Source organism: Pseudoalteromonas sp. SG43-7 (genome assembly GCF_014164295.1).
GTDB lineage: Bacteria > Pseudomonadota > Gammaproteobacteria > Enterobacterales > Alteromonadaceae > Pseudoalteromonas > Pseudoalteromonas rhizosphaerae.
On record NZ_JACJEY010000018.1, the window covers coordinates 1 to 24217 of the forward strand.

General features: G+C 41.3%; 21 protein-coding genes and 1 pseudogene. 11 read left to right on the forward strand and 11 right to left on the reverse strand.

Going from position 1 to position 24217, the window contains the following annotated elements; translation table 11 throughout:
• Positions 1-306: 306 nt before the first annotated feature.
• The 6 genes from tig to ppiD all read left to right on the forward strand — a co-directional run bounded on the left by tig (position 307) and on the right by ppiD (position 8886).
• Positions 307-1611, forward strand: coding sequence for a trigger factor (gene tig / locus H5200_RS10160; protein WP_149980757.1), 1305 nt, complete (start codon positions 307-309; stop codon positions 1609-1611).
• A gap of 164 nt (positions 1612-1775) precedes the next feature.
• Positions 1776-2393, forward strand: a complete 618-nt coding sequence (gene clpP, locus H5200_RS10165) for an ATP-dependent Clp endopeptidase proteolytic subunit ClpP (protein WP_145241466.1) — start codon at positions 1776-1778, stop codon at positions 2391-2393.
• A gap of 135 nt (positions 2394-2528) precedes the next feature.
• Entirely contained in the window at positions 2529-3812 is a 1284-nt protein-coding gene (gene clpX / locus H5200_RS10170) for an ATP-dependent protease ATP-binding subunit ClpX (RefSeq protein ID WP_145241464.1), read from the forward strand.
• 150 nt (positions 3813-3962) lie between these two features.
• Positions 3963-6323 carry an endopeptidase La gene (gene lon, locus H5200_RS10175; RefSeq protein ID WP_145241462.1) on the forward strand — a complete coding sequence of 787 codons (2361 nt, stop codon included), beginning with the start codon at positions 3963-3965 and terminating at the stop codon, positions 6321-6323.
• A gap of 185 nt (positions 6324-6508) precedes the next feature.
• Positions 6509-6811, forward strand: coding sequence for an HU family DNA-binding protein (locus tag H5200_RS10180; protein WP_301562686.1), 303 nt, complete (start codon positions 6509-6511; stop codon positions 6809-6811).
• 170 nt (positions 6812-6981) lie between these two features.
• Positions 6982-8886 carry a peptidylprolyl isomerase gene (gene ppiD, locus H5200_RS10185; RefSeq protein ID WP_182761436.1) on the forward strand — a complete coding sequence of 635 codons (1905 nt, stop codon included), beginning with the start codon at positions 6982-6984 and terminating at the stop codon, positions 8884-8886.
• A gap of 162 nt (positions 8887-9048) precedes the next feature.
• On the opposite strand, the pseudogene H5200_RS10190 reads toward ppiD, so the two are convergent.
• From H5200_RS10190 to pspF, 11 genes and pseudogenes are all read right to left on the reverse strand, one after another.
• A pseudogene (locus H5200_RS10190) lies at positions 9049-9270 on the reverse strand (Txe/YoeB family addiction module toxin); the annotation flags it as partial.
• A 103-nt stretch (positions 9271-9373) separates the two neighbouring features.
• On the reverse strand, positions 9374-10228 hold the full coding sequence (locus H5200_RS10195) for an acyl-CoA thioester hydrolase/BAAT C-terminal domain-containing protein (protein WP_182761437.1): 855 nt from the start codon (positions 10226-10228) through the stop codon (positions 9374-9376).
• Between the two features lie 18 nt (positions 10229-10246).
• On the reverse strand, positions 10247-10957 hold the full coding sequence (locus H5200_RS10200; RefSeq protein ID WP_182761438.1) for a LytTR family DNA-binding domain-containing protein: 711 nt from the start codon (positions 10955-10957) through the stop codon (positions 10247-10249).
• Positions 10951-11973, reverse strand: coding sequence for a sensor histidine kinase (locus tag H5200_RS10205; RefSeq protein WP_182761439.1), 1023 nt, complete (start codon positions 11971-11973; stop codon positions 10951-10953). The genes H5200_RS10200 and H5200_RS10205 overlap by 7 nt, the downstream gene beginning before the upstream one ends.
• Positions 11974-12609: 636 nt before the next feature.
• Positions 12610-13434, reverse strand: a complete 825-nt coding sequence (locus H5200_RS10210; RefSeq protein WP_182761440.1) for a metal-binding protein — start codon at positions 13432-13434, stop codon at positions 12610-12612.
• Between the two features lie 364 nt (positions 13435-13798).
• Positions 13799-14560 carry an ATP-binding cassette domain-containing protein gene (locus H5200_RS10215; RefSeq protein WP_145241455.1) on the reverse strand — a complete coding sequence of 254 codons (762 nt, stop codon included), beginning with the start codon at positions 14558-14560 and terminating at the stop codon, positions 13799-13801.
• Positions 14560-15552, reverse strand: coding sequence for an oligopeptide/dipeptide ABC transporter ATP-binding protein (locus H5200_RS10220; protein WP_182761441.1), 993 nt, complete (start codon positions 15550-15552; stop codon positions 14560-14562). Before H5200_RS10220 ends, H5200_RS10215 begins: the two co-directional genes overlap by 1 nt.
• Positions 15553-16446, reverse strand: coding sequence for an ABC transporter permease subunit (locus tag H5200_RS10225; RefSeq protein ID WP_182761442.1), 894 nt, complete (start codon positions 16444-16446; stop codon positions 15553-15555).
• A complete protein-coding gene (locus H5200_RS10230; protein WP_145241448.1) occupies positions 16433-17467 on the reverse strand; it encodes an ABC transporter permease subunit in 1035 nt (344 codons plus the stop codon). Before H5200_RS10230 ends, H5200_RS10225 begins: the two co-directional genes overlap by 14 nt.
• A complete protein-coding gene (locus H5200_RS10235) occupies positions 17467-19074 on the reverse strand; it encodes an ABC transporter substrate-binding protein (protein WP_145241446.1) in 1608 nt (535 codons plus the stop codon). Before H5200_RS10235 ends, H5200_RS10230 begins: the two co-directional genes overlap by 1 nt.
• 18 nt (positions 19075-19092) lie before the next feature.
• Entirely contained in the window at positions 19093-20151 is a 1059-nt protein-coding gene (pspF, locus tag H5200_RS10240; RefSeq protein WP_145241444.1) for a phage shock protein operon transcriptional activator, read from the reverse strand.
• Between the two features lie 187 nt (positions 20152-20338).
• Here pspF and pspA point away from each other — a divergent pair, with 187 nt between their 5' ends.
• The 5 genes from pspA (at position 20339) to H5200_RS10265 (ending at position 24214) form a co-directional block, all read left to right on the forward strand.
• The gene (gene pspA, locus H5200_RS10245; protein WP_145241442.1) at positions 20339-20998 is read left to right on the forward strand and encodes a phage shock protein PspA; all 660 of its coding nucleotides are present in this window, start codon (positions 20339-20341) and stop codon (positions 20996-20998) included.
• A 67-nt stretch (positions 20999-21065) separates the two neighbouring features.
• Complete coding sequence (gene pspB, locus H5200_RS10250) at positions 21066-21299, forward strand: envelope stress response membrane protein PspB (protein WP_145241440.1); 234 nt, start codon at positions 21066-21068, stop codon at positions 21297-21299.
• A complete protein-coding gene (pspC, locus tag H5200_RS10255) occupies positions 21296-21697 on the forward strand; it encodes an envelope stress response membrane protein PspC (RefSeq protein WP_145241438.1) in 402 nt (133 codons plus the stop codon). The genes pspB and pspC overlap by 4 nt, the downstream gene beginning before the upstream one ends.
• Before the next feature lie 58 nt (positions 21698-21755).
• A complete protein-coding gene (locus H5200_RS10260) occupies positions 21756-23171 on the forward strand; it encodes a YcjX family protein (protein ID WP_220497014.1) in 1416 nt (471 codons plus the stop codon).
• A complete protein-coding gene (locus tag H5200_RS10265) occupies positions 23168-24214 on the forward strand; it encodes a TIGR01620 family protein (protein WP_182761443.1) in 1047 nt (348 codons plus the stop codon). The genes H5200_RS10260 and H5200_RS10265 overlap by 4 nt, the downstream gene beginning before the upstream one ends.
• Positions 24215-24217: the final 3 nt, after the last annotated feature.

Below are 24217 nucleotides of genomic sequence, written 5' to 3' on the forward strand. Positions count from 1 at the left end.
CTAACTTGCTAACTTGCTAACTTGCTAACTTGCTAACTTAAACGCCTACTTTTTATCCGCTATGCTTGCTTAATCCGCTATCTGACCAAATAATTGCCCCCTAGACTCGACTATCATAAATATTAGGTTATAATGCCGCGTCTATTGTTTAACATAGTGCCCGAAGGGCAGAGCAGCATTGGTATCTTATAGTGAAGATGGGGTTGATAAGTCGCTTTAATGACTTTAAACGTGCCAAAACGCATAGTGATTACCGTGTTTGTAAGGAAGGCGAACAGTCGCCAAAATTGAAGATTGAGGTATATCATGCAAGTTTCTGTTGAGACGACTCAAGGCCTTGAGCGCCGTCTGACCATCACCGTTCCTGCAGAGAACGTTGAGACCGAAGTAAAAAAACGCTTACAACAACTGTCTAAAACCCAGCGTATTGATGGTTTCCGTCCTGGTAAAGTACCAACGTCTGTAATCAACAAACGTTACGGTGGCGCAGTTCGTCAGGAAGTTGCTGGCGAAGTAATGCAACGTAATTTTTATGAAGCTATCGTAGCTGAAAAAATTAACCCTGCTGGCGCACCAACATTTGCTCCTAAAGCACTTGAAGCAGGTAAAGATTTAGAATTTTCTGCAACATTTGAAGTTTACCCTGAAGTTGAAGTTCAAGGTTTAGATAAAATCACTGTAGAAAAACCAGCTGTAACTGTAACTGACGAAGATTTAGCAAACATGCTAGAAACACTTCGTAAGCAACATGCATCATGGGCTGAAGTTGATGTAGCTGCTGGCGAAAAAGACCGTGTAACGGTTGATTTCGTAGGTACTATCGACGGTGAAGTATTCGAAGGCGGAAAAGCTGAAGACTTCCCATTAGAACTTGGTCAAGGTCGTATGATCCCAGGTTTTGAAGATAACATCGTAGGTAAAAAAGCAGGCGAAGAAGTTGTTTCTGACGTAACTTTCCCTGAAGATTACCATGCTGAAAATCTTAAAGGCAAAGCAGCTCAATTCACTATCACAGTGAAGAAAGTTGAAGCGCAAGAGCTACCTGAACTTAGCGAAGAATTCGCAACTAAGTTTGGTGTAACTGAAGGCGGTGTTGACGCTCTTAAAGAAGAAGTTAAAAAGAACATGACACGTGAACTTGACCAAGCGGTTAAAGCTAACGTGAAAGACCAAGCAATTAAAGGTCTTTTAGCTAACAACGAAATCGACGTGCCTAAAGCGCTAGTAGATCAAGAAATTGATGCACTACGTCAACAAGCTGCACAACGTTTTGGTGGCGACGCTAAAAACATGCCTGAGCTTCCAGCAGAGTTGTTCCATGAACAAGCAGTAACACGCGTTAAGACTGGCCTATTATTAGGTGAAGTAATTAAAGCGAACGAGATCAAAGTTGATGATTCAAAAGTTGAAGCATTAATTGCAACAGTGGCTTCTGCATACGAAGATCCAACTGAAGTTGTAGAATACTACAAAGCAAATGATCAACTTATGCAACAAATGCGTAATGTAGCAATGGAAGAGCAAGCTGTTGAAGCTATTTTAGCTAAAGCAAATGTGACTGACGTTGAAAAAGCATTTGATGACATCATGAATCCACAGCAAGGTGCTTAATAAGTCATTGACTTAAGCCCTCGCTAACGATTAAATGGCTCGTGTTACTCTGTATTATGCAGTGTGCCCGAGCCATTTTAGTTTGTGGCCTTCAATTTCGCCAAAAAATAACTATGCTTCCTTATAATAAGGATAAGTATAAGCGCATAAGGAATTAGATAAATATGAACACTGGTATTACAGATCCACTCAATGCATTAGTACCTATGGTTGTTGAACAAACAGCGAAAGGCGAGCGCTCGTATGATATTTATTCGAGACTATTAAAAGAGCGAATCATTTTTTTAACAGGTCAAGTTGAAGACAACATGGCTAATCTGATCTTAGCGCAAATGCTATTTTTAGAATCAGAAAACCCAGAAAAAGATATCTTTTTATATATTAATTCGCCAGGCGGTTCAGTGACTGCGGGTATGGCGATTTATGACACTATGAATTTCATTAAACCAGATGTAAGTACTATTTGTGTTGGCCAAGCGGCGAGCATGGGAGCATTTTTATTGACTGCTGGTGCAAAAGGCAAACGTTATTGTTTACCTAATTCACGCGTGATGATCCACCAACCATTAGGCGGTTTCCAAGGTCAAGCATCTGATTTTGAAATACACGCCAAAGAAATTTTGTCTATTAAAGATAAATTAAACCGTTTAATGGCAGAGCATACCGGCCAACCATTAGATGTGATTTCAAAAGATACAGACCGTGATAACTTCATGAGCGCCAGCCAAGCTGTTGATTATGGTTTAGTTGATGCGGTATTTACTAGTCGCGACAGCAAGTAACAAATACAAGCTGGTAACTAACAGTACTAGCTTGAGCTGTTTACACTGTGAAAACCAATATTTTTTGGTATAGTTAAGCGTATTAAAATAGCTGCTAAGTAGTTTGGCAGCCAACGTATAAGATGAGGTAGCTGAATGTCTGACACTCCTACAGACGGCGACAAAAGTAATAAATTGTTATACTGCTCTTTTTGTGGCAAAAGCCAGCATGAAGTTCGTAAGTTAATTGCTGGCCCTTCAGTATACATTTGTGATGAATGTGTTGAGCTATGCAACGACATTATCAGGGAAGAGATCAAAGACATTGCGCCAAAGCACAATACCTCTGATAAACTGCCTGCACCAAAAGAAATTCGTAATCATTTAGATGATTATGTTATTGGTCAAGATCACGCCAAAAAAGTACTGTCAGTAGCGGTTTACAATCACTACAAACGTTTGCGTAATCAAACCGGTAAAACGGATATTGAGTTAGGCAAAAGTAATATCTTACTTATTGGCCCAACCGGCAGTGGTAAAACATTATTAGCTGAAACGTTAGCGCGTTTATTAGATGTGCCGTTTACAATGGCCGATGCAACCACACTAACTGAAGCTGGTTATGTGGGCGAAGATGTTGAAAACATCATTCAAAAGTTGCTACAAAAATGTGATTACGATGTAGAAAAAGCGCAACGTGGTATTGTTTATATTGATGAGATTGACAAGATTTCACGTAAATCTGATAATCCGTCGATCACTCGTGATGTATCTGGTGAGGGCGTGCAACAAGCACTGCTTAAACTAATTGAAGGTACTGTGGCATCTGTGCCACCACAAGGCGGCCGTAAACACCCACAGCAAGAGTTTTTACAGGTAGACACCTCTAAAATCTTATTCATCTGTGGTGGCGCATTCTCTGGTCTTGATAAAGTGATCGAGCAGCGTAGCCATAAAAATACCGGTATCGGTTTTGGGGTTAACGTAAAAGAATCTGCGGCGAGCCGTTCTTTAAGTGAAACATTTAAAGATGTTGAGCCAGAAGATTTAGTGAAATATGGTTTGATCCCAGAATTCATCGGTCGTTTACCTGTTGTGGCAACGTTAACTGAACTCGATGAGTCGGCTTTAGTGCAAATATTAAATGAGCCTAAAAACGCCTTAACGAAACAGTACGGCGCATTATTTGGTATGGAAGACGTTGAACTTGAATTCCGTGATGACGCACTGCGTGCTATCGCTCATAAAGCGATGGAGCGTAAAACAGGTGCCCGTGGTCTTCGTTCAATCGTTGAAGCGGTGTTACTTGATACTATGTACGAACTTCCTTCAATGGAAAACGTCAGCAAAGTCGTGATTGACGAAACCGTGATCAAAGGTGAATCAGATCCTATTTTGATTTATCAAAGCGCTAGCCAAGATAAAGCAGCGTCTGAGTAAAATTTACTCATTTTGATAATAAAAAGGAGCCTAGTGCTCCTTTTTTTATAATTTATTTAATCCAGTTGCGTTAAATTGTTGAACTTTACTTAGGTTATCCCCATATACTTGAGTAATCTTTAAAATAAATGAAGAGCGAAGAGAAAAATAATGACGCTTGAGAGAACAGATCGAGTCGAAATCCCGGTGCTAGCACTGCGCGATGTCGTGGTATATCCGCACATGGTGATCCCGCTTTTTGTAGGCCGTGAAAAATCAATAAAATGCCTTGAAGCGGCAATGGATAAAGACAAACAAATTTTCCTTGTTGCGCAAAAAGACGCGACCGTAGATGAGCCTGAGCAAGATGATATTTACCGTGTTGGTACCATAGCCACGGTATTACAATTGCTTAAACTTCCTGATGGCACAGTCAAAGTACTGGTTGAAGGCACACAGCGAGCAAAACTAGAAAGCTTTATTGATAATGAAGACTTTTTTGTTGCTAATGCGCAGTTTATTGGTTCAGAAGAAATCGATGAGCAAGAGCAAGATGTATTTATTCGCAGTGCCATCAGTCAGTTTGAAGGCTATGTAAAGCTAAATAAAAAAATACCACCAGAGGTGTTAACCTCGGTCAGTGGCATTGATGAAGCGCCGCGCCTTGCCGATACTATGGCAGCGCACATGCCGCTGAAAGTGCCTGAAAAGCAAAAAGTACTCGAAATCACCAATGTTACAGAACGTCTTGAATATTTAATGGCGTTGATGGAAGGTGAAATTGATTTACTGCAAGTTGAGAAAAAAATTCGTACCCGCGTTAAAAAGCAGATGGAAAAGTCGCAACGTGAGTATTACCTCAATGAGCAAATGAAAGCCATTCAAAAAGAATTAGGCGAGCTTGACGACGTACCAGATGAATTCGAAGCACTGAAAAAGCGCATTGAAGAATCAGGTATGAGCAATGACGCACAAGAAAAAGCGAACTCTGAACTTGCTAAGCTTAAAATGATGTCGCCTATGTCGGCAGAAGCCACGGTTGTACGTTCATACATAGACACATTAATTAATGTGCCGTGGAAAAAACGTTCGAAAGTGAAAAAAGACTTAGCGGGCGCACAAAAGATTTTAGACAGCGACCATCACGGTCTTGATAAAGTCAAAGAACGCATCATTGAATATCTCGCTGTGCAACAGCGTACCAATAAACTCAAAGGCCCTATTTTGTGCCTTGTGGGTCCACCGGGTGTTGGTAAAACGTCATTAGGTCAATCGATTGCTCGTTCTACAGGGCGTAAGTATATTCGTATGGCACTAGGTGGTGTTCGTGATGAAGCAGAAATTCGTGGCCACCGTCGTACTTACATAGGTTCAATGCCAGGTAAGTTGATTCAAAACATGAGTAAAGTGGGCGTTAAAAATCCATTATTCTTGTTAGATGAAATCGATAAAATGTCATCAGATATGCGTGGCGATCCTGCATCGGCACTGCTTGAAGTACTTGATCCTGAGCAAAATAGCCATTTTGCGGATCATTACTTAGAAGTCGATTATGACTTATCTGACGTAATGTTTGTTGCTACATCAAACAGCTTTAACATTCCTGGTCCGTTATTGGATCGGATGGAAGTGATCCGGTTATCGGGTTATACCGAAGATGAAAAGCTGAATATTGCCAAAGAGCATTTAATTGTTAAACAAGTTAAACGCAATGGCTTAAAAGATGGTGAATTAATCATCGAAGACAGTGCAATCATCGGCATTATTCGTTATTACACCCGTGAAGCGGGCGTACGTAACTTAGAACGCGAAATATCTAAGTTATGCCGTAAAGCGGTGAAGAATATCTTGCTTGAAAAAGGCACTAAAACAGTCACTATTAATGCTGACAACCTTGAAGATTTCTTAGGTGTGCAGCGCTATGATTATGGTAAAGCTGAAGACGGCGATCGCATTGGCCAAGTTACAGGTTTAGCGTGGACTGAAGTGGGCGGTGATTTGCTGACCATCGAATGTGCCGCAGTACCAGGCAAAGGTAAACTAAGCTACACCGGGTCACTAGGCGATGTAATGCAAGAGTCGATTCAAGCAGCTATGACAGTTGTACGTAATCGCGCTGATGCATTTCGTATCAACAGTGATTTTTACGAAAAACGTGATATTCATGTTCACGTACCTGAGGGGGCAACTCCAAAAGATGGACCAAGTGCTGGCGCCGCGATGGTAACAGGTTTGGTATCAAGTCTTACAGGTAACCCGGTACGTGCTGATGTGGCGATGACGGGTGAAATCACCTTACGTGGTGAAGTATTACCAATTGGTGGCTTAAAAGAGAAACTATTAGCCGCTCATCGTGGTGGAATTAAAACGGTCATTATTCCAAAAATTAACGAACGTGACTTAAAAGAGATCCCTGACAATGTATTGGCAGGACTTGATATTCACCCAGTTACGTGGATTGATGAGGTTTTAAAACTGGCTTTAGTACACCCAGTTGAGAGTTTTTCAGTCGAAACATCAAAAAACCAGTAAAAAAGCGAAAAAAAGTGCTTTAAAGGGCTTTTCAAATCTAGATGGTATGATAAGTTAAGCACTGGTTTTCAAGCCGAGGCCTTATGTGGCCTAGGCTGAAGAAAAATTACAATCGTATGAGCATGAAAAAGTTTGCTCTAAAATTTTCAAAATAGTGATGTTAGTTTAAAAAACAATCGCTCTTGATAATAACAATGAAAGAGGATGATATTGTGAATAAATCTCAATTAATCGATCAAATCGCAGCTGATGCTGACATTTCTAAAGCGGCTGCGGGTCGTGCACTTGATTCATTCATCGAGGCTGTTTCTGGCGCTCTTAAAGATGGCGACTCAGTAGCATTAGTTGGTTTCGGTACTTTCTCAGTACGTGAACGTGCTGCACGTTCAGGCCGTAACCCACAAACAGGCGAAACAATTCAAATCGCTGCAGCGACTATCCCAGCTTTTAAAGCAGGTAAAGCGCTTAAAGATGCATGTAACAGCTAATCACTGCTCTTTAGTGAGTTAGTTTGGTAGTGTAAGAAGTTAATCGCTTTTACAGCTTAATTAACGTTCTTTCTCGCCAATTGCTTCAAGTAAAAAAGCGTATCTGGTAAGATACGCTTTTTTTACATAAGCAAGGCGATTTCTGCCTCGAATAGAATAGAGATAAATAAATGCTTGAGAAAATCAGAGAAGGTTCACAAGGACCGGTAGCTAAAATTATTTTAGGCGCGGTGATTTTATCTTTTGCCTTAGCAGGGATCGGTGGTTACTTAGGTCAAACCACAGAGCAGCCCGTAGCTGAAGTAAATGGAGTTAAAATTAGCCAAACCGAGTTTAGCCGTGCGTTCCAAAATGAACGTGCACGTTTAGAGCAACAATTTGGCGAATACTTTGCACAAATTGCTGCTGATCCAAATTACATGGCACAAATTCGTCAAGGCGTCGTTGACCGTCTAGTACAACAAGAATTGCAAACTCAACTAGCGGCCGAACTTGGCTTACGTGTTAGTGACGACAGTGTTCGTAAAGCGATTTTAGAATTGCCATACTTCCAAATTGGTGGGCAATTTAACAACGATCGTTACTTACAAGTTATCCGTCAAATGAACTTTCAACCTGACGCATTTCGTGAATATTTACGTGAAGAAATGACTCGTAGCCAGCTAATTTCAGCGGTTGCAGGTACCGATTTTGCTCTAAATAGCGAACTGACTAATGCCGTTGCGCTACAACAGCAAACGCGCAATATTGACTATGTCGTGATCAGCAAAGAGTCTTTACAGCAAAACGTGACAGTAACAGAGCAAGAAATTGCCGATTACTATGATCTAAATATGTCGCAGTTTTTAGCGCCAGAGCAAGTATCAGTAAACTACATTGATTTAAATGCAGCTAACTTAACACTTGAAACTCATGTTAGCGAAGCAGACGTTAAAGCATATTATGATCAAAACAAAGCACAATACGTCGAACCTGAAAAACGCCGTGTATCGCATATCTTAATTGATAACAGTGAAGATGATGATGCAGCAAAAGCCAAAGCAGAAGACTTGTTAGCACAATTACAACAAGGCGGTGATTTTGCGGCATTAGCAGAATCATCATCTGATGATACCGTTAGTGCTGAAATGGGTGGTGACTTAGATTGGATCGAACGTGACATGATGGATCCTGCTTTTGAAGATGCGGCATTCGCATTAGCAAATAAAGGGGATTTTTCAGACGTTGTACAATCTGAGTTTGGTTACCATATTATTCAGTTAACTGATATTCAGAGCCAACAAGTAAAAGCGTATGACACTGTTAAAGCTGATTTACGTGCTGAGCTTGAGCGTACTGAAAAAGTAAATGCATTCTATGAAAAGCAAACAGAAATGGGCGCTATTGCATTTGAAATTTCAGATACCTTAGTTGATGCTGCAGAAGTTGCCGGTGTTGAAGTACAAACAACAGCATTAGTTGACCGTAATTCTCTACCTGCGCCGCTTAATACACCAGCGGTATTAGCTGCAATTTTCTCACCAGATGTGCTTGAAGATAAAATGAACTCTGAAGTTATCGAAGTGGGCGATGAGCATGTTGTGTTAGTGCGTGTTAAAGAGCATGTACCAGCTGCAACAAAAGCACTTGCTGATGTATCAGAGCAAATTAAAGCACGTTTAGTTAGTGAAAAAGCATCAGAGCTTGCGAAAGAAAAAGCAACAACACTATATGCTGAAATTGAAGCTGGCAAGAGCTTAAATGACCTAGTAACTGAGCAAAGCTTAGAACTTCGTCAAGAAGCGGCACTAACTCGTCAAGCTTACACTGTTTCGCCTGCAATCGTTCAACATGCCTTTAAAATGGCACACCCAACTGACACGCCAGTAGTTGAAAAAGTTGATCTAAACAACGGTGATGCGGCAATCGTAGCACTTAAAACAGTGACTAACGCTACTGTTGAAGGCGAGATTGACGCTCAGCTTAAGCAAAATATTACTATGGCCCAAGTTAACAAAAACTACATGGTATTCATTGAAGCTTTAAAAGCAAATGCAGAATTAAACTTACCTAAAGCGCAAGCCGCCACAGAGTAATGCTTAATTAAGCAAACCGAAAAAAGCGCCTAATGGCGCTTTTTTTGTAAGCAAAATATAAAGGTTAAAGGTTAAAGGTGCTAGGTAACTAGGGGCTAGGGGCTAGGGGAGTTGGTTTGGAGACTCGAGTTTACCTTTACCTCGTGCAATGATTGTAATTTTTTAAGTACTGTAGTGATATCTTAATTGCGCGATTAAAAGTGTATCGTCTTGGTACTTGTATACGATTCTATGCTCATCATTTATGCGGTGAGACCAATATCCTGATAAACCATGTTTTAATGGCTCAGGCTTCCCTAACCCTTCATGTGGGCTGCATTGAATATCTTTAATTAATAAATTTATACGTTTCAGTATTTTTTTATCATGACCTTGCCAATAAAGGTTAAAGGCGCTAGGTAACTAGGGACTAGGGGAGTGCGATGTTGTAGGCTCGAGTTTACCTCGCGCTGCTTTTATGTAACATGCCCCCCCATTTTGTCCATTACTACTTATTCGCGCAACGTGCTACCAAGGTTTCGCTTAAAAATTGATTTACCTCAGTTTTCACTTTTTTGTTAAAACTGTAGTGACCCGAATTAAGTGCGATATGTTTAAATGGATGAGAGAAACTAGCTTCGTGTAAACCAGCTTCTATATATCCAGCCATTCTGTACGATGGCCAAATTTCATCGTGTTTGGCAGAGACCAGTAGCACTGGCCCATTGGTTTTTTCAACCGGGATACGAGCGGCTGCAATTGCTTCAGGAGTTGCCTCAGCCAATGCAGCCTCAAAGGCAGGTGTAAACTCACCCGTTACATTCCCCTTTTGCATTTTCCATGACAGCAGTGGTGCATCAATGTAGTCCAGAGCATTGCCGCTGAGCGTCCAACTCGAGCGAGAAGACAAGGTCTTAACAGCATTCCAGCTTATGTGACTAGGCATGATGGACACAACATGGTTTATCTCCTCAAAGTGCGCACCGAGTAACAATGCAAGCTCTGCTCCTTTAGAAAAGCCATATACCGCCACGCAGTTTTGGTTTATCTTTGGGTCTGCACTCAATGCTTTTATCCGTTTGGCTATGCCATCCAAAGATAATTCAGCTGCACTGTTCGGTGTATTATCAGTGCCATAATAACCAAGTGCCGCGACTGAGATACCGATATCATTAAAGCCATCTAAAAATGGTTGCCACTGAGGATTAGCGAGTGTATTTCCCCCTTCGCTGCCACCTAACACCACAACCAGTGGGTGAGTCTGACCATCGTCGATAAACTGGCGCTTAATATCAGGAATAGTCGCATTTGAACAGGCCGCAAGAAGCCCTACCAAAGAAAATGGCATCATAATTTTAATCATTTTATTACCTTTTTTGAGTTAGCTGAGCCCTGTGTTGCTCAGTTGTTGTTTGAGTAGTTTTGCACCGCCACGGCTGTTCACAACTTGCAAATTGCTATCACGTAATTTGACAAGGTAACCCCCTGTAACCCAACGTTCAAAAGCAGTTATCGCACTTTGGTTTACAATGGCATGACGGTGAACTCTTAAGAAATGTGTTGGCAATTGGTGTTGGATCTCCTCAAGGGAGCCATCAATGGGATATTGTTGTCCATTGCTAAACGCGATGGCTTGACCGTATTCCAGTTTTATAAGTTCGATATTACTGACATCAATTAGCGATGTTTTTCCCGCAACCTTACTTGTTAAAGTAGCGACTGACTCTGTTGTTGTAACACGATTGACTCTCGATAAAGCGAGCGCTAGGCGTTCAGTACTATAGGGTTTGAGCAGATAATCAACCGCACCGAGCGTAAAGGCCTCAACCGCAAACTCACTGTAAGCCGTGGTAAAAATTATCGCACCTGAAAACCCCGCCCCTTGTAGTTCTTCGACCAAAGTGACACCATTGCATTCGGGCAAGTTAATATCTACAAACACAATATCTATCGCAAGCTCTTTATGTGCATCAAGAAATGCTAATGCCGTGTTACAAGTTAGTATTAGATTGTGCTTAGTGATCTGGCCAAGTTGTTCAGTTAACTTATCAATGGAAGGTTGCTCATCTTCCACAATCGCAATGTTCAACATTCCTTTGCTCCTCGTGTGAGTGAAAAGCTGACAACTGCACCGCCACTGTGCATGTCGTTACAAAGCTCAAGTTCGGCATTTTCTTCCAACTTTAAGCGTGAGCGCGTGATTGAAAGACCGAGTCCCGCGTCTGAAGAACCCACTTTGTCCAGCTCCTTAAAGCCCATCCCGTTGTCACTGATTTTAAACACTAACTGGTTCGCTACCCTTTTGATTAATACATCAATGTGAAGCGGCCTGCTGTTGCCATGTTTTACTGCATTTTCCAAAATCGGCTGTAAAATCATTGGCGGTATTACTTCGCTCAACAGCGCGTCGTCGATATCAAAGTCGATAATAAGCGCATCCCCAAATCGGTTTTGCTCTATCTCACACCATTGATTTAGTGCAATAAGCTCATCAGCAACGGATACTTTGCTCGGTATTTTTCCGTTTGTTACTGAATGCGTTAATGAATACCTTAATACCGCAGCGAGGTTATGAACCAAAGACTGTGCTACTTCTGGTTGTTTTGGTACAAAGGCTGCGATTGTGTTGAGGCTGTTGAACATAAAGTGCGGGTTTAACTGGCTGTGTAATAACTTAATTTCAGCAAGTTGGCGAAGCTGTTTTTCTTGTTTTAGCAACTTTTGGGAAAGGTAGAACTTAACCACCATAAAAATACCGCTAGACCAAGGCAGTGCGATGGTTAGCGCCTCAAACAGTGAAAATGCATGGGTATTTAACATTCCACTCCTGAGTACACCCCAACATAAGCAGCCCATTACCATCAACCCGTAAAAACCAATATATTGCAGCGGCCAATTGCCTATATTGAAACGAATGATGAGTACGTAACTTATCATCATAGGTAGCCAGTAGAGCAGCACAACAGCCAAAATAGAAGAAAGCGCGATATTCGCCGACAACAACATGCTCCGCTGCACCCAATCAGTAAGGCTGATAGCAAAGCTTATGGCGGCAACGATAGCTAAAATTGCGAATTGTTCATTTCGCTGCAATGTGAGATTGGCCATGATCAATACAAGTAGTTAATGAATATGTTCATGGTACGCATTTAGCGTCGAAAAGCACCCTGAATATTGCTGAATGGTCGCTTTTCAATGCTAAATGGTTATTTGCTTTAGTCGCACTGTTACATCCAAGTAAGCATTAAAAAAGAAGAGATTAACTCACTTTGAATTAAAGCCACAGGAGCTAGGTACAAGGCTAAAGGTGCTAGGTATCTAGGGTCTAGGGGAGTGGCTTGTAGGCTCGAGTTTACCTCGCGCTGCTTTTATGTAACACGCAAGGTAGGGTAGAGTGAAACGAAACTCAACGAAAAGATACCTTGTGAGTCTGGATCTAGGTACTGCATTATCGAGTGTTTTTATTTCTTCGATGTATTCTCAATTTCGGGAAAGCCCTTTAAGTAATTTATTCACAAAGAGGTTAAGAGACGCTGCGCTAAAGAGAAAACATTAAAAATATATCAGTCATGGTGGTAAAAATTAGACCGAAGTGTATGCATATATAGTCATTCCAAAAAAACTGGCAAAAGGCAAGACCCTACTTTCGGCCTTTAAATTTCCACTTTACCTCCTATGACAGTTAACGTCGATTAAGTTTGAGCTAGTACACATAACTCACTGTTTTTTAGTTTAAATGCCTTTTTATACCTTTGTATTTTTAACTGGATAGCTAATTATTGCCTGACATTCATATAATAAATACATTGAGTTTCCATGTAATTCAACAAAAGGGAAATCTACATACTTGATATTGTGTAAAGATAAGTTAAGAACAAGTTTGCTCATTGTTAATTCAAGCTTCTGTGCATGTGCTGGATATATTCCTGCATTTTTAGGGGTAATTAGAAATGCCAACGGATAAAATGCCAATAAGCTAATACCAGCAGAATGCCCTTTATTTACAAAATGGACATATTTTGCACTGACATGACGATCACGGGGGTAAAACCAAAAATACAAATCATGTGTTTCATTAAGTGCATTATCATTACCCAATACGAAATCCTGAAGAGGTGTAAAGTATGGTGAGGGTTCAGATGGCTGAAGACATTCAGTAACAGATGTGGCCGCTAAAATATGTCCAATCATTGCACGAGCATAATTTAATGCATTTATATTCACAGAGACAGAATTATAAATATTATTAAAATACTGAAAATGATCTTTGATTTTTAAAGTTAAATTTTTACTTACCATTGCAACTTCAGAGTCAACTACGCCCAAAACTGTACTGTTACATTTATTACAAATAGTACGGAATTTGCTACCATTTGTAGATGGAACACCTTTGATAGAAGTTGCCTTAATACCAATCATTTCACAGATATGTCTTTGTTCAACTTTCGTTATAGTAACTGCCCCTTGAGGAGGAACATGATCTATGGACAACTTCCCATGTGTACTACATATTAAGCAGTAGCCATGTGTAATTCTCGTATGTTTAATGCGTTCGGATATTTTACTCATAGCACCCTCCGTAAAAGGTATAAAATTTTTATCAGAGGACACTTTGCCTATTTTTACGCGAAAACATCCTTATTTTATGAGCTTCTATTATTAGCCAATAGTGTAACTTATTGCCAGTTATAAATATTATGCTTAGTGTCGGTTATTTCACCATATGAAAAAAGGGCAAGTTTCTTTTTAATATTACTAAGCTAATGACAATAGCCTTGAATGACAGGTATTCGCTCTAAGCCGTCTATCAGCTAGCACACTAAACGTTGGGTTTCGTTGCTCTCTACCCAACCTACACAACCAACGTTAAAATTTAACGCCGGGCTACTCTGGCTTTTCCTAGAACCTTTCACCTAGCACCTCGTAACTATATTCAACAACTCAACAATTTCTGAGTGACTTTTGATTGTGGCTTTTGGAATACATCCTCGGTTCTACCGTATTCAACAATTTCACCGTGATCGAGTACTACAAGTTGATCGCTGATGTGGCGTACTAAACTTAAGTGGTGAGTGATCAAGATATAACTGAGACCCGTGTCCTGTTGAAGCTTGAGTAGCAGGTTGACGGTTTGTGCACGTACAGAAGGGTCCAGAGACGATAATGCTTCATCAAGTACCACAACCTTAGGGTCGAGTATTAATGCACGTGCTAGAGCGACACGTTGCAGCTGACCGCCACTAAACATATGTGGGTAGTAATACTGATGGTCGTTTAATAAACCTACTTTAGACAGTGTTGCGGTGATTTTTTCAGCGCGAGTTACTTTATCCAAAGAAGTATTATATTGCAGGCAATCGTCGAGCATATCGCCGATCGTTAAACCTGGGTTTAGCGAGGCTTCGGAGTCTTGAAAAATCATTCTAATATGGCGGCATTGCTGATCGCGAACGCCTTTGTTTTCGATGATGTTGCCATCGAGTAGGATTTGCCCAGCATCTGCGCTGTCTGCTCCAGCGAGTAATTTTGCTAGGGTACTTTTACCAGAGCCAGTTTCGCCAATAATAGCCAGTGTTTCACCTTGCTCTAAACAAAACGAGATGTTTTTTAATACCTCAAAACGCTTACGTGAAAATAACCCAGCACGCAGGTTAAAGCTTTTTGACAAGGCTTGCACTTTTAACAGAGGTTGCATTATTTCATCACCTTAATCAATGGAAAATGACACGCATAACTATGACCATGTTGTTTAGTTAAAGGCGGTGTTACTACACAAGCTTTTTGTGCCTGCGGACAGCGAGGACCAAGACGACAGCCTATGGGCAAATGCTGCAAGGTTGGGATTGTACCTTTTAGTGCATAAAAAGGTTCTTTATGGGCAAGCCCTTGCTCATAATCCGGTAAGCTTTTTAATAATGCTTGCGTATAAGGGTGGCGAGGCTGGGCAAAAATACGCTGGGTTGGACCTGCTTCAACCATTTGCCCGCAGTAAAGTACATGCATACCATGGGACCAATTAATGATTTCTTCAAGTTCATGGGAGATCATTAAAATTGACATGTTTTTAAGTTGATTTAAACTTTTTAATAACCGAAATACTTGCGCGCGGGTGGTACTTTCCAGCGCGGTGGTTGGTTCATCGGCAATCAGTAACTTAGGTGTACGAGCAATGGCCATAGCAATCATGACCTTTTGACATACGCCTTCTGAGAGCTCGTGAGGGTAGCTCGATAGTACTTTTTCGTGATCTTTAATGCCCACTTTATGGATCAACGCTTTTACTCGGTCTTTACGTTCGCGGTTACGCTTTAAGAAAAACCCGGAGTTTGCTATTTCTGGGAGCGTTTCGGCTATTTGCTCAAATATTTTTGCGGTTGGATCAAGACAGCGACTGGGATCTTGATAAATCATTGCGATGTCACTACCAACAATTTTACGTCGTTGTTCGTTTGATAGACGCATTAAATCTACGCCACGCCAATGCATTCGGTCGGCTGTAATGTGCCAGCGTTTATTTAATACACCCACAATGGCTTTAGCAATTAAGCTTTTACCTGAGCCAGATTCGCCCACTAATGCATGTACTTCACCTTCTTTGAGGCTCAAGTTCACTCTATCTACGGCGCGAATAACAGTATCAGAGGTGCGCAGCTCTATGGTCAGATTTCGTATATCAAGTAATTGCATTTAGTCAGCCTTACGTGCTTTGAGCACTTGGCGTAGCCCGTCGCCCACTAAGTTGGTCGACAGCACGGCTAAAAAGAGTAATACCCCAGGCAAGCCAACGGTCCAAGGTGCTAAATAAATTAAACCCAGATTTTCAGCTAAAATTGCACCCCACTCTGTGGTTGGTGGTTGTGCCCCTAGTTTTAAAAAGCCCAAAGCGGAAATATCTAAAATAGCGGTCGATAATGCCATCGTAAAAATAACCACAATATGCTCATAAATATTTGGAAAAATCCCTCTGGAGAGAATATGCCAATTCGATGCGCCATCAAGTTTAAATGCAGTAATGTAATCTTTATTAAGCTCAGTGACGATGAGGTTACGCACCGAGTGAATAAATTGCGGTAATAGCGCTAAAATAATTGCCCACACGGTATTCATCAGGCCTGGGCCTAATATCGCAATAATAATAATCGCTAATAATAAAGACGGTATTGATAAGGTTATATCAAGTAGATGATTTAAAAAGCTTGAGCGAATACCTCGGCTAATGCCGGCAAATGTGCCTACTAACACACCTATGATGGTGGTGATCAGCGCAGCAATGACTGATAAGCCAAAGGTATAAGTTGCGCCATTCATAAGCCGTGAGAGTACATCGCGACCTAAATCGTCAGTACCGAGTATAAAACGTACATCGCCCATTTCATGCCACGATGGAGGAATAAGTAACGCTTCACTGTGTTGTTGGTTTACCCCATATGGTGCAATCAGTGGCGCAGCCGCAGCTAAAATAGCAAAGGCGATAAAAATCCATAACCCCACTAAGGCAGGATGATTGGATTTAAATTTGCGCCAAAATCGCGCTAATGGCGATTTGTTTGACTCTTCTGAAAATAAATTAAACTTTGCCATGCGCTTGATTCCGTGACAGCGGGTCGAACAAGGTATAGGTTAATTCTGCAATAATAGTCGCCAGAATTACAAACATCGATACCGCTAATAAGCCACCTTGAATGGCAGGGTAGTCTCGTTGATAAATACTATCAATTAACCAACGGCCAACACCGGGCCATGAAAAAATCACCTCAGTGATCATCGCCAGAGTGATCAAAGTACTAAACTGCAAACCAATTTGCTTTATAACCGGTAACAAGGCATTACGTAAGGCATGATGCATAATTAATTGGGCACGGTTTAAGCCTTTGGCTCGGGCGGTTTTAATAAAACTTTGCTCAAGCACATGCAACATCGACTCTCGTGTAAAGCGCACTAATACAGTGGTTGGGTACATTGCCAGAACAATGGTCGGCAGGGTTAAATGATGCAGAGCATCAAGCATTGCTAGACCAGAATAAGGAAAGTCTGCTAATACAATATCAATCAAAATAAAGCCAGTTTGGGAGGGGATCTCGTACAGTAAGCCCATTCGCCCTGACATCGGGAACCAACCTAGTTGTAATGAGAACACCATGATCAGCAGCAAAGCTAACCAAAATACCGGCATTGAGTAGCCTACTAACGTTGTGGAGTTAACCAGTTTATCTGGCCAGCGCCGATGATAGGCCGCCGCCAAGATACCTGCCGGAACGCCAACCACAACAGAAATAATTAACGCATAAATACTCAGCTCTAACGTGGCAGGGAATAGCTCGATAATATGAGTAAATACGCTGTCGCCCGAAGCGAACGACACGCCCCAGTCGCCTTGCACAATACGCGCAATAAAAGCAAAATATTGCATTAAATAATTATCGTTAAAGTGATATTTTTCTTGTAGTTCACTGGTTTGTGAAAAACTGGTATTACTGATACCACTTAAATTACTAAGCGGATCGCCGGGAAATAAATAACTGAGTGAAAATGTAAATACACTCAAGGTAAACATCATAAATAACAGTAAGCCTAAACGGCGTAAAATATAATTTAACACCATTATTTTTTCCTCGCGTTGGCTAAGGAAATTGCGCCAAATGGGCCAAGTGGAATACCTTCTACATCGGCACTACTTGCTTGAAAACGCATACCGTGGGCAAGTGGTAATAAAGGTAGTTCACGCACTATCATCGCTTGTGCTTGTTGATAATAGGCTTTTCGTTTGGCTAAATCGGTGGTATCAAGCGCTTGTGTCAAGAGTAAGTCAAACTCAGGATCACACCAATTCGCAGGGTTTTTACCACTAAATGCCGCGGTGCAACTGAGTAGCGGGCTAAAAAAGTTATCTGGATCCGGTGTATCTGCAGCCCAACCTAATAACACGCTGTCATGGCGGTGTTCACCTATTCGTTGAATAAAGGTGTTCCACTCATACTCAACGATACTGACGTTTACACCAATTTTTCGTAAATCGCTTTGCATTAGCTCGGCCATTTTACGTGCGTTAGGATTATAAATTCGGCTCACTGGCATAGCCCAAATGGTCATATCAAAGCCATTAGGAAGGCCAGCCTCAATCAGCAGTTTTTTTGCTAGATCAGGGTTAAATCCGGGTAGTTTAGCTTGTGGTTGATATGCCCATGATGTTGGCGGTAATAACGATTGCGCACGAATACCGTTGCCGTAATAAACTGCTTGCATGATTTTTTCAACGTCAATGGCATGGGCCAGTGCTTGGCGTACTCTTAAATCGTCAAATGGTGGGCGCTCGGTATTAAACGCCCAATAACCTACATTAAGATTGGTTTCTTTTTGTACGTTAATGTCGTCGCGTTGGGCTAAAATACTTAACTGTGCGCTACTTGGGTGTGCGGTTACATCGCACTCTTTAGTGAGCATTTTTGCAATTCGGGTGGTGCCATTTGGGGTGATGTCGTAAACCAACTGCTCCAGCACTACATGGTGTTTCCAATAGTCAGGATTACGATAATAGCGGACTAAGTGATCGCGACGATACTCTTTATAAACATAGGGGCCAGTACCAACAGGGTATTGATCAAAAAGATTAACTTGGTCGCGCTGTTTTAATTGCATGGCATATTCGCGAGACAAAACCACTGCAAAATCAGTTGCCATATTGGCTAAAAAACTGCTTTCGGCATTAAATAATTCAAAGCGCACTTGGTAGTCGGACACGCGAACAATTTGCCGAATTAGCTGGTCAATGCCGACACTTTGAAAATAAGGGTAATTGGCATCCCCAACAAAGTGATAAGGATTATACACATCGAATAAACGGCTAAAGGTAAAGATTACATCATCAGCGTTAAACTCTCTGCTTGGGGTAAAGTATGCAGTAGTATGAAACTTCACTCCTTTGCGCAAGGTAAAGGTAACTGACTTGCCGTCTTTACTTATTTTCCAGTCAGTGGCCAGTTCACTTTTAAATTCAGCGGTCACGGGATCGATACTGATCAAACGGTCATACAATTGATTTGCAATAATATCGATCGTCGAACCTGTGGTCGTCACTTGGGGATTGAACGACACAGGGTTAGCCTCAGCGCAATAAACTAAGCCCTGATTCTTTTCTTCTAGCGTTTTTTCTTTGGTATCTAAGCAACCCGTTAGGCATACCGTTAAGATACCAAGTAATAATTTATACACTCGTTTAGCCTCTGACTATTATTGTTGATCTAACAAGTTGTATTTTTTCAAATAGCCTCGTAGTTGATGATACGTTAAACCAAGTACTTCTGCAGTTTTCTTTTGATTAAATTGACTATATTCAAGCGCTTTTTTTATTAAATCAATTTCAAATTCATTTGAGAGGTCTTTTAAGCTACATGGAAACTGAAATTGCGGGGTACTTGTTGCAACTATCGGTTCATTGGCTACAACTGCAACAGGAGCTGCTTCTACGGCTTTAGTGGGGAGTTTTTTAATTCGTTGCTTAGGTCTAAAGCGGCTTTCAAATGGGTCTAAAATAATCTGGTGAACGGGAATATGTTCACTGCCATGGCGATATAAGCTTCGTTCCACGACATTTTTAAGTTCACGTATATTACCTGGCCAATCATGCCCTTGCAGTATTTCCACAGCACTGCGGGTGAAACCACTGAATAGTTGCCAGTCCAAATCACGGGCCATATTCATCGCAAATTGCTCAGCGAGTAACATGATGTCTTCCTGACGTTCGCGCAGTGGCGGTAAAGTGATTACATCAAATGCGAGCCTGTCGAGTAAATCGCTTCTAAATTCACCTTGCTCGGCTAAATAAGGAAGGTCTTCATTGGTTGCGCAGACTAAGCGAGTATCGACCTTGACGGTTTGTTTGCCACCGACTCGCTCAAATTCACCGTATTCAATTACCCGTAATAGTTTTTCTTGCACCATGGCAGAGGTATTTGCTAGTTCGTCTAAAAATAGCGTACCGGCATTGGCACGTTCAAAGCGTCCTTCGTGGCGTTTACTTGCGCCGGTAAAGGCACCACTTTCATGGCCAAACAATTCGCTTTCAAGCAAGTTTTCGTTAAGTGCCGCACAGTTGAGCTTAATGTAGCTTTGCTCCCAGCGCTTTGATAAAAAGTGTAAACGGGCGGCGATCAGTTCTTTACCTGTGCCACGTTCACCAATAATCAGTACTGGTTTATCTAAACTTGCCAGCTGTGAAACTTGATCAAGTACCGCTAAAAAGCTGTCTGATTGGCCGAGTAAATTATCTTGTTGGCGAAATTGGCTCATATTCCCTAACTCTTAGTCATTTTTACTAACAGTTAGTGTATTTCATAATTAGGGAGAACTAAAGGAATTTGTATTTTTAGTTTAACATTATGAAAATATTACTGTATTTTATGTTTTATAAAGTTGGCAAGCATATTGTAACAGTAACAGCAGACCAATTAAGTTAAACACTACAGAGGTAAATGTTATGGGAATTTTTTCGCGTTTTGCAGATATTGTTAATTCTAATATCAATGCCATTTTAGATAAAGCAGAAGATCCTGAAAAAATGGTACGTCTGATCATCCAAGAGATGGAAGACACATTGGTTGAAGTACGTTCAACCTCTGCGAAAACATTAGCAGAGAAAAAAGAATTAGTACGTCGTGTCGATACATTAAAAGAGCAAGTCGCTCAATGGCAAGATAAAGCCGAGCTGGCATTGAGCAAAGACCGTGATGATCTAGCCCGTGCTGCATTGCTTGAAAAGCAAAAGTCAGCACAAGCGGTTGCTGCTGTTGAAGATGAACTCAGTCACATAGAATCTCACATTGATAAGCTGCAACAGGAAGTAAGTACGCTACAAGACAAGTTAGCGGATGCAAAAGCACGTCAAAAAGCGATTATTTTACGTCAACGCTCAGCTGAGTCACGCCTAGAGGTGAAAAAAGCATTAGACAGCTCTAAAGTTGAAGATGCATTAAATCGCTTTGAGCGCTACGAAACTAAGATTGATGGACTAGAATCACAAGTAGAATCGTACGACTTAGGCAAAAAGTCATTGGCTGATGAAATTGCTGAGTTACAGCAAAACGAAAAAATCGATGATGAATTAGCAGCACTTAAAAAGAAGCTTGCTGATAAATAAAGATAATAAATAAAGGGGGAGTCATCCCCCTATGCTTGATAAATTAATGGATGTGTAGGAGAGGGTTATGTTTGATGCAGAAGTGTTTGTTGCTCCAATTATCATTTTTATGGTTGTGGTAGCACCCCTTTGGTTAATTTTACATTACCGAAGTAAAAAGCAAGTAAGCCAAGGCTTGAGCGAACACGAACACCGCCAGTTACTTGAGCTTGCTCAAAAAGCAGATAAAATGGCTGACCGAGTAGAAACTTTAGAAGCACTACTTGATCAAGAGGCCCCACAGTGGAGGCGTAAGGTATGAGTGCTAAACGTGAACTGCTAAGAGATCCAGCACGTGGTAAAATAGCCGGTGTATGTGCAGGGCTCAGTGATTATTTCAATATGGAATTGTGGTTAGTACGTATTATCGTAGTAACGGCAGTGTTACTAGCTGGTGGCCCGTTGTTTGTTGTGGCTTACATCGCAGCGTGGTTTATTTTAGATAAAAAACCTGCCAATGCACAAAGCAAAACTGATGCGGCAAAACACGAAGATCCTCTTGAAGTAAAATTTAAAGTATGGCAAAAAGGTGAGCCACCACGTCGTGCTTTACAAGATTTAAAAGACCGTTTGGGACGTGTTGATATACGTTTACAAGATATGGAACGTTATGTTACTTCAACCGAGTTTACGGTTAGCCGTGAAATCAATAAGCTGTAAAGGACTTAATAGCACTTTAGCCACCTAACTAATAATGGCGCTGAAGTGCTAGCTCATTATGATAAACACTTCATCTGCAAAAAACGCCTTTAATAAACTCAAAGGTAAGGCTGAAAAAGCTGTTCACCGTAGTTTAGATCAACACGTAAAATTAGCGGTAACTGGCCTCAGTGGCAGTGGTAAAACCGCTTTTATTACCGCTTTAGTAAAGCATTTAACCAGCCAAGCAACAGACAAAAACTTACCGTTTTTTGATGTTATGCAGCAACAGCGCCATATCGCCACAAAAATAGTACCGCAACAAGCGCTGACCATTCCTACATTTGATTACCCTAAAGCCCTAAGTGCTTTATTGCCGCTTGAAGGACAACCACACTGGCCTGCATCAACCGAGCGCATAAATACTTTACGCCTAGCAATTAAATATCGTAGTAACGCAGGCTTACGTGGTCACTTTGCACCGCAATCAACCTTATATTTAGACATTATTGATTACCCCGGTGAGTGGCTGCTTGATTTACCCATGCTAGAGCAAAGCTATCAACAATGGAGTGAGCAGCAATATGCACTGTTACAGCGCTCTCCTCGGGTTGAAAAGGCACAAGCATTTTTAACTGCACTGAGCGAACTTGATTTAACTGCACCGGTAGATGAAAGTGCGCTAAGCGCGATTGCTACGCACTACCAAACGCTGTTAGTGAGTCTTAAAAGAGACACTAAATTGGCGATGCTACAACCTGGACGCATGCTGATGCCAGGTGAGTTACAAGGTGCACCGTTATTACTGTTTTTCCCAGTTGCGCAGGCTAATGATGAGGTGGTTGCAGGGTCTAATTTGGCGCACTTGCAAAAGCGCTTTAATGCTTATGTGAAAGAAGTGGTTAAGCCATTTTATACACAACACTTTCGCAACTTTGATCGGCAAATAGTGCTTGTTGATGTGCTCAGTGCGCTCAATGAAGGGCCTGAGACGCTGCAAGAGCAAGGGGATGTGATCAAACAATTACTCGCGCATTTTAACTATGGCGAAACTGGCTTTTTAAAACGCTTGTTTAAACCCAATATAGATAAACTATTGTTTGCTGCGAATAAGTCAGATCATATTAGTAGTGCACACCATAAAGATTTAGCGCTGTTGTTGGACTCATTAGTGCACGAGCAAAGTAATCACTTAAAATTTGATGGCGTTAAAATAGAAACTATGGCGATGTCATCTATTACGGCAACCATGCCAAAACAAGTGGTTGAGCAAGGTAAAACCCTCAATTGTATTTATGGTAAGCCGTTATCAGAGTCGCAATGGTTGACCTACTTACCACCGCAGCCACCAATGCGCATGCTCAATAAAGATGAGTGGCCAAGCCATGGTTTTGAGTTTTTATCGTTTGCACCAATGCCAAGTCCAGACAAGCAACTAAAACACATTCGTTTAGATCATGTCATGCAGTACCTTTTAGGAGACAAACTAACATGAGCAAGACCGCTTCAGGCTTTCAAGCCGGCAGACGTATTGATACTAGTGAACAGCCAATAGACAATGAACTTACCTTGACCCCAGCTAAAGTGATCGATCAAGGGGAGTATGAATATGAGCACGTTATCGATGAGCCCCAAGATGAAGAGATTGATTTAACCCCTGTTTATAAAAAGTCAAAATGGCAAACTCTGAAAGGGGTGTTTGCGATTAGCTTTATAACTTTAGTGTTAGCTGAATTTATATTTTCTATGGTTGTGACATTTCAGCAATCCATCATTTTAGGCAGTGTATATTTAATTGCACTGCTCAGTGGCGTGTTGTTGTTAGGCAAGCTCTTATGGCGTGAGTATAGAATGTTGCGCAGCTTAAAGCGCAATCAATTACATCGTCATGAAGCGGATCGTTTGCTCAATAGCGAACAGGTTGGTGGCGCACTACCTTGGCTTGAAAAACTCAATAAACATCAGCAGTTAACCGGCTTTGATGAGTTTAAAGCAAGCATTGATAGCCATCATAGCGATAAAGAGATCATGACCTTGTACGCCGATAGTTTGTTAGTGAAACAAGATACTCAAGCTAAAAAGCTGATCAACCGTTTTGCCACTGAATCAGGCTTGTTAGTGGCATTAAGTCCATTAGCGCTGGTGGATATGATGGCAGTGCTTTGGCGGGGCACAAAACTGATTGAGCAAATAGGTAAGATTTACGGTATCGGATTTGGTTATGCTAGCCGGATCAAGCTCTATCGTATGTTGATCAAGCAAGTGATGTTTGTTGGCAGTGCTGAGTTAGTATCGGATTTAGCTGCTACAGCGCTCAGTGCTGAATTACTAGGTAAATTATCAGGACGTGCAGCACAAGGCTTAAGCGCGGGTATATTTACCGCACGCATTGGTTATAAAGCGATGGAACTAAGCCGTCCTTTACCACGACTTGAGCATAAGCGCAGCTTGCTTAAAGGTACTGCGCAATTGATTGCCAGCAAAATTATGAGCCGCAAAGCTTCGCCGTCAGGAGCAGGCACGAAAGAAACGAGCTGACAA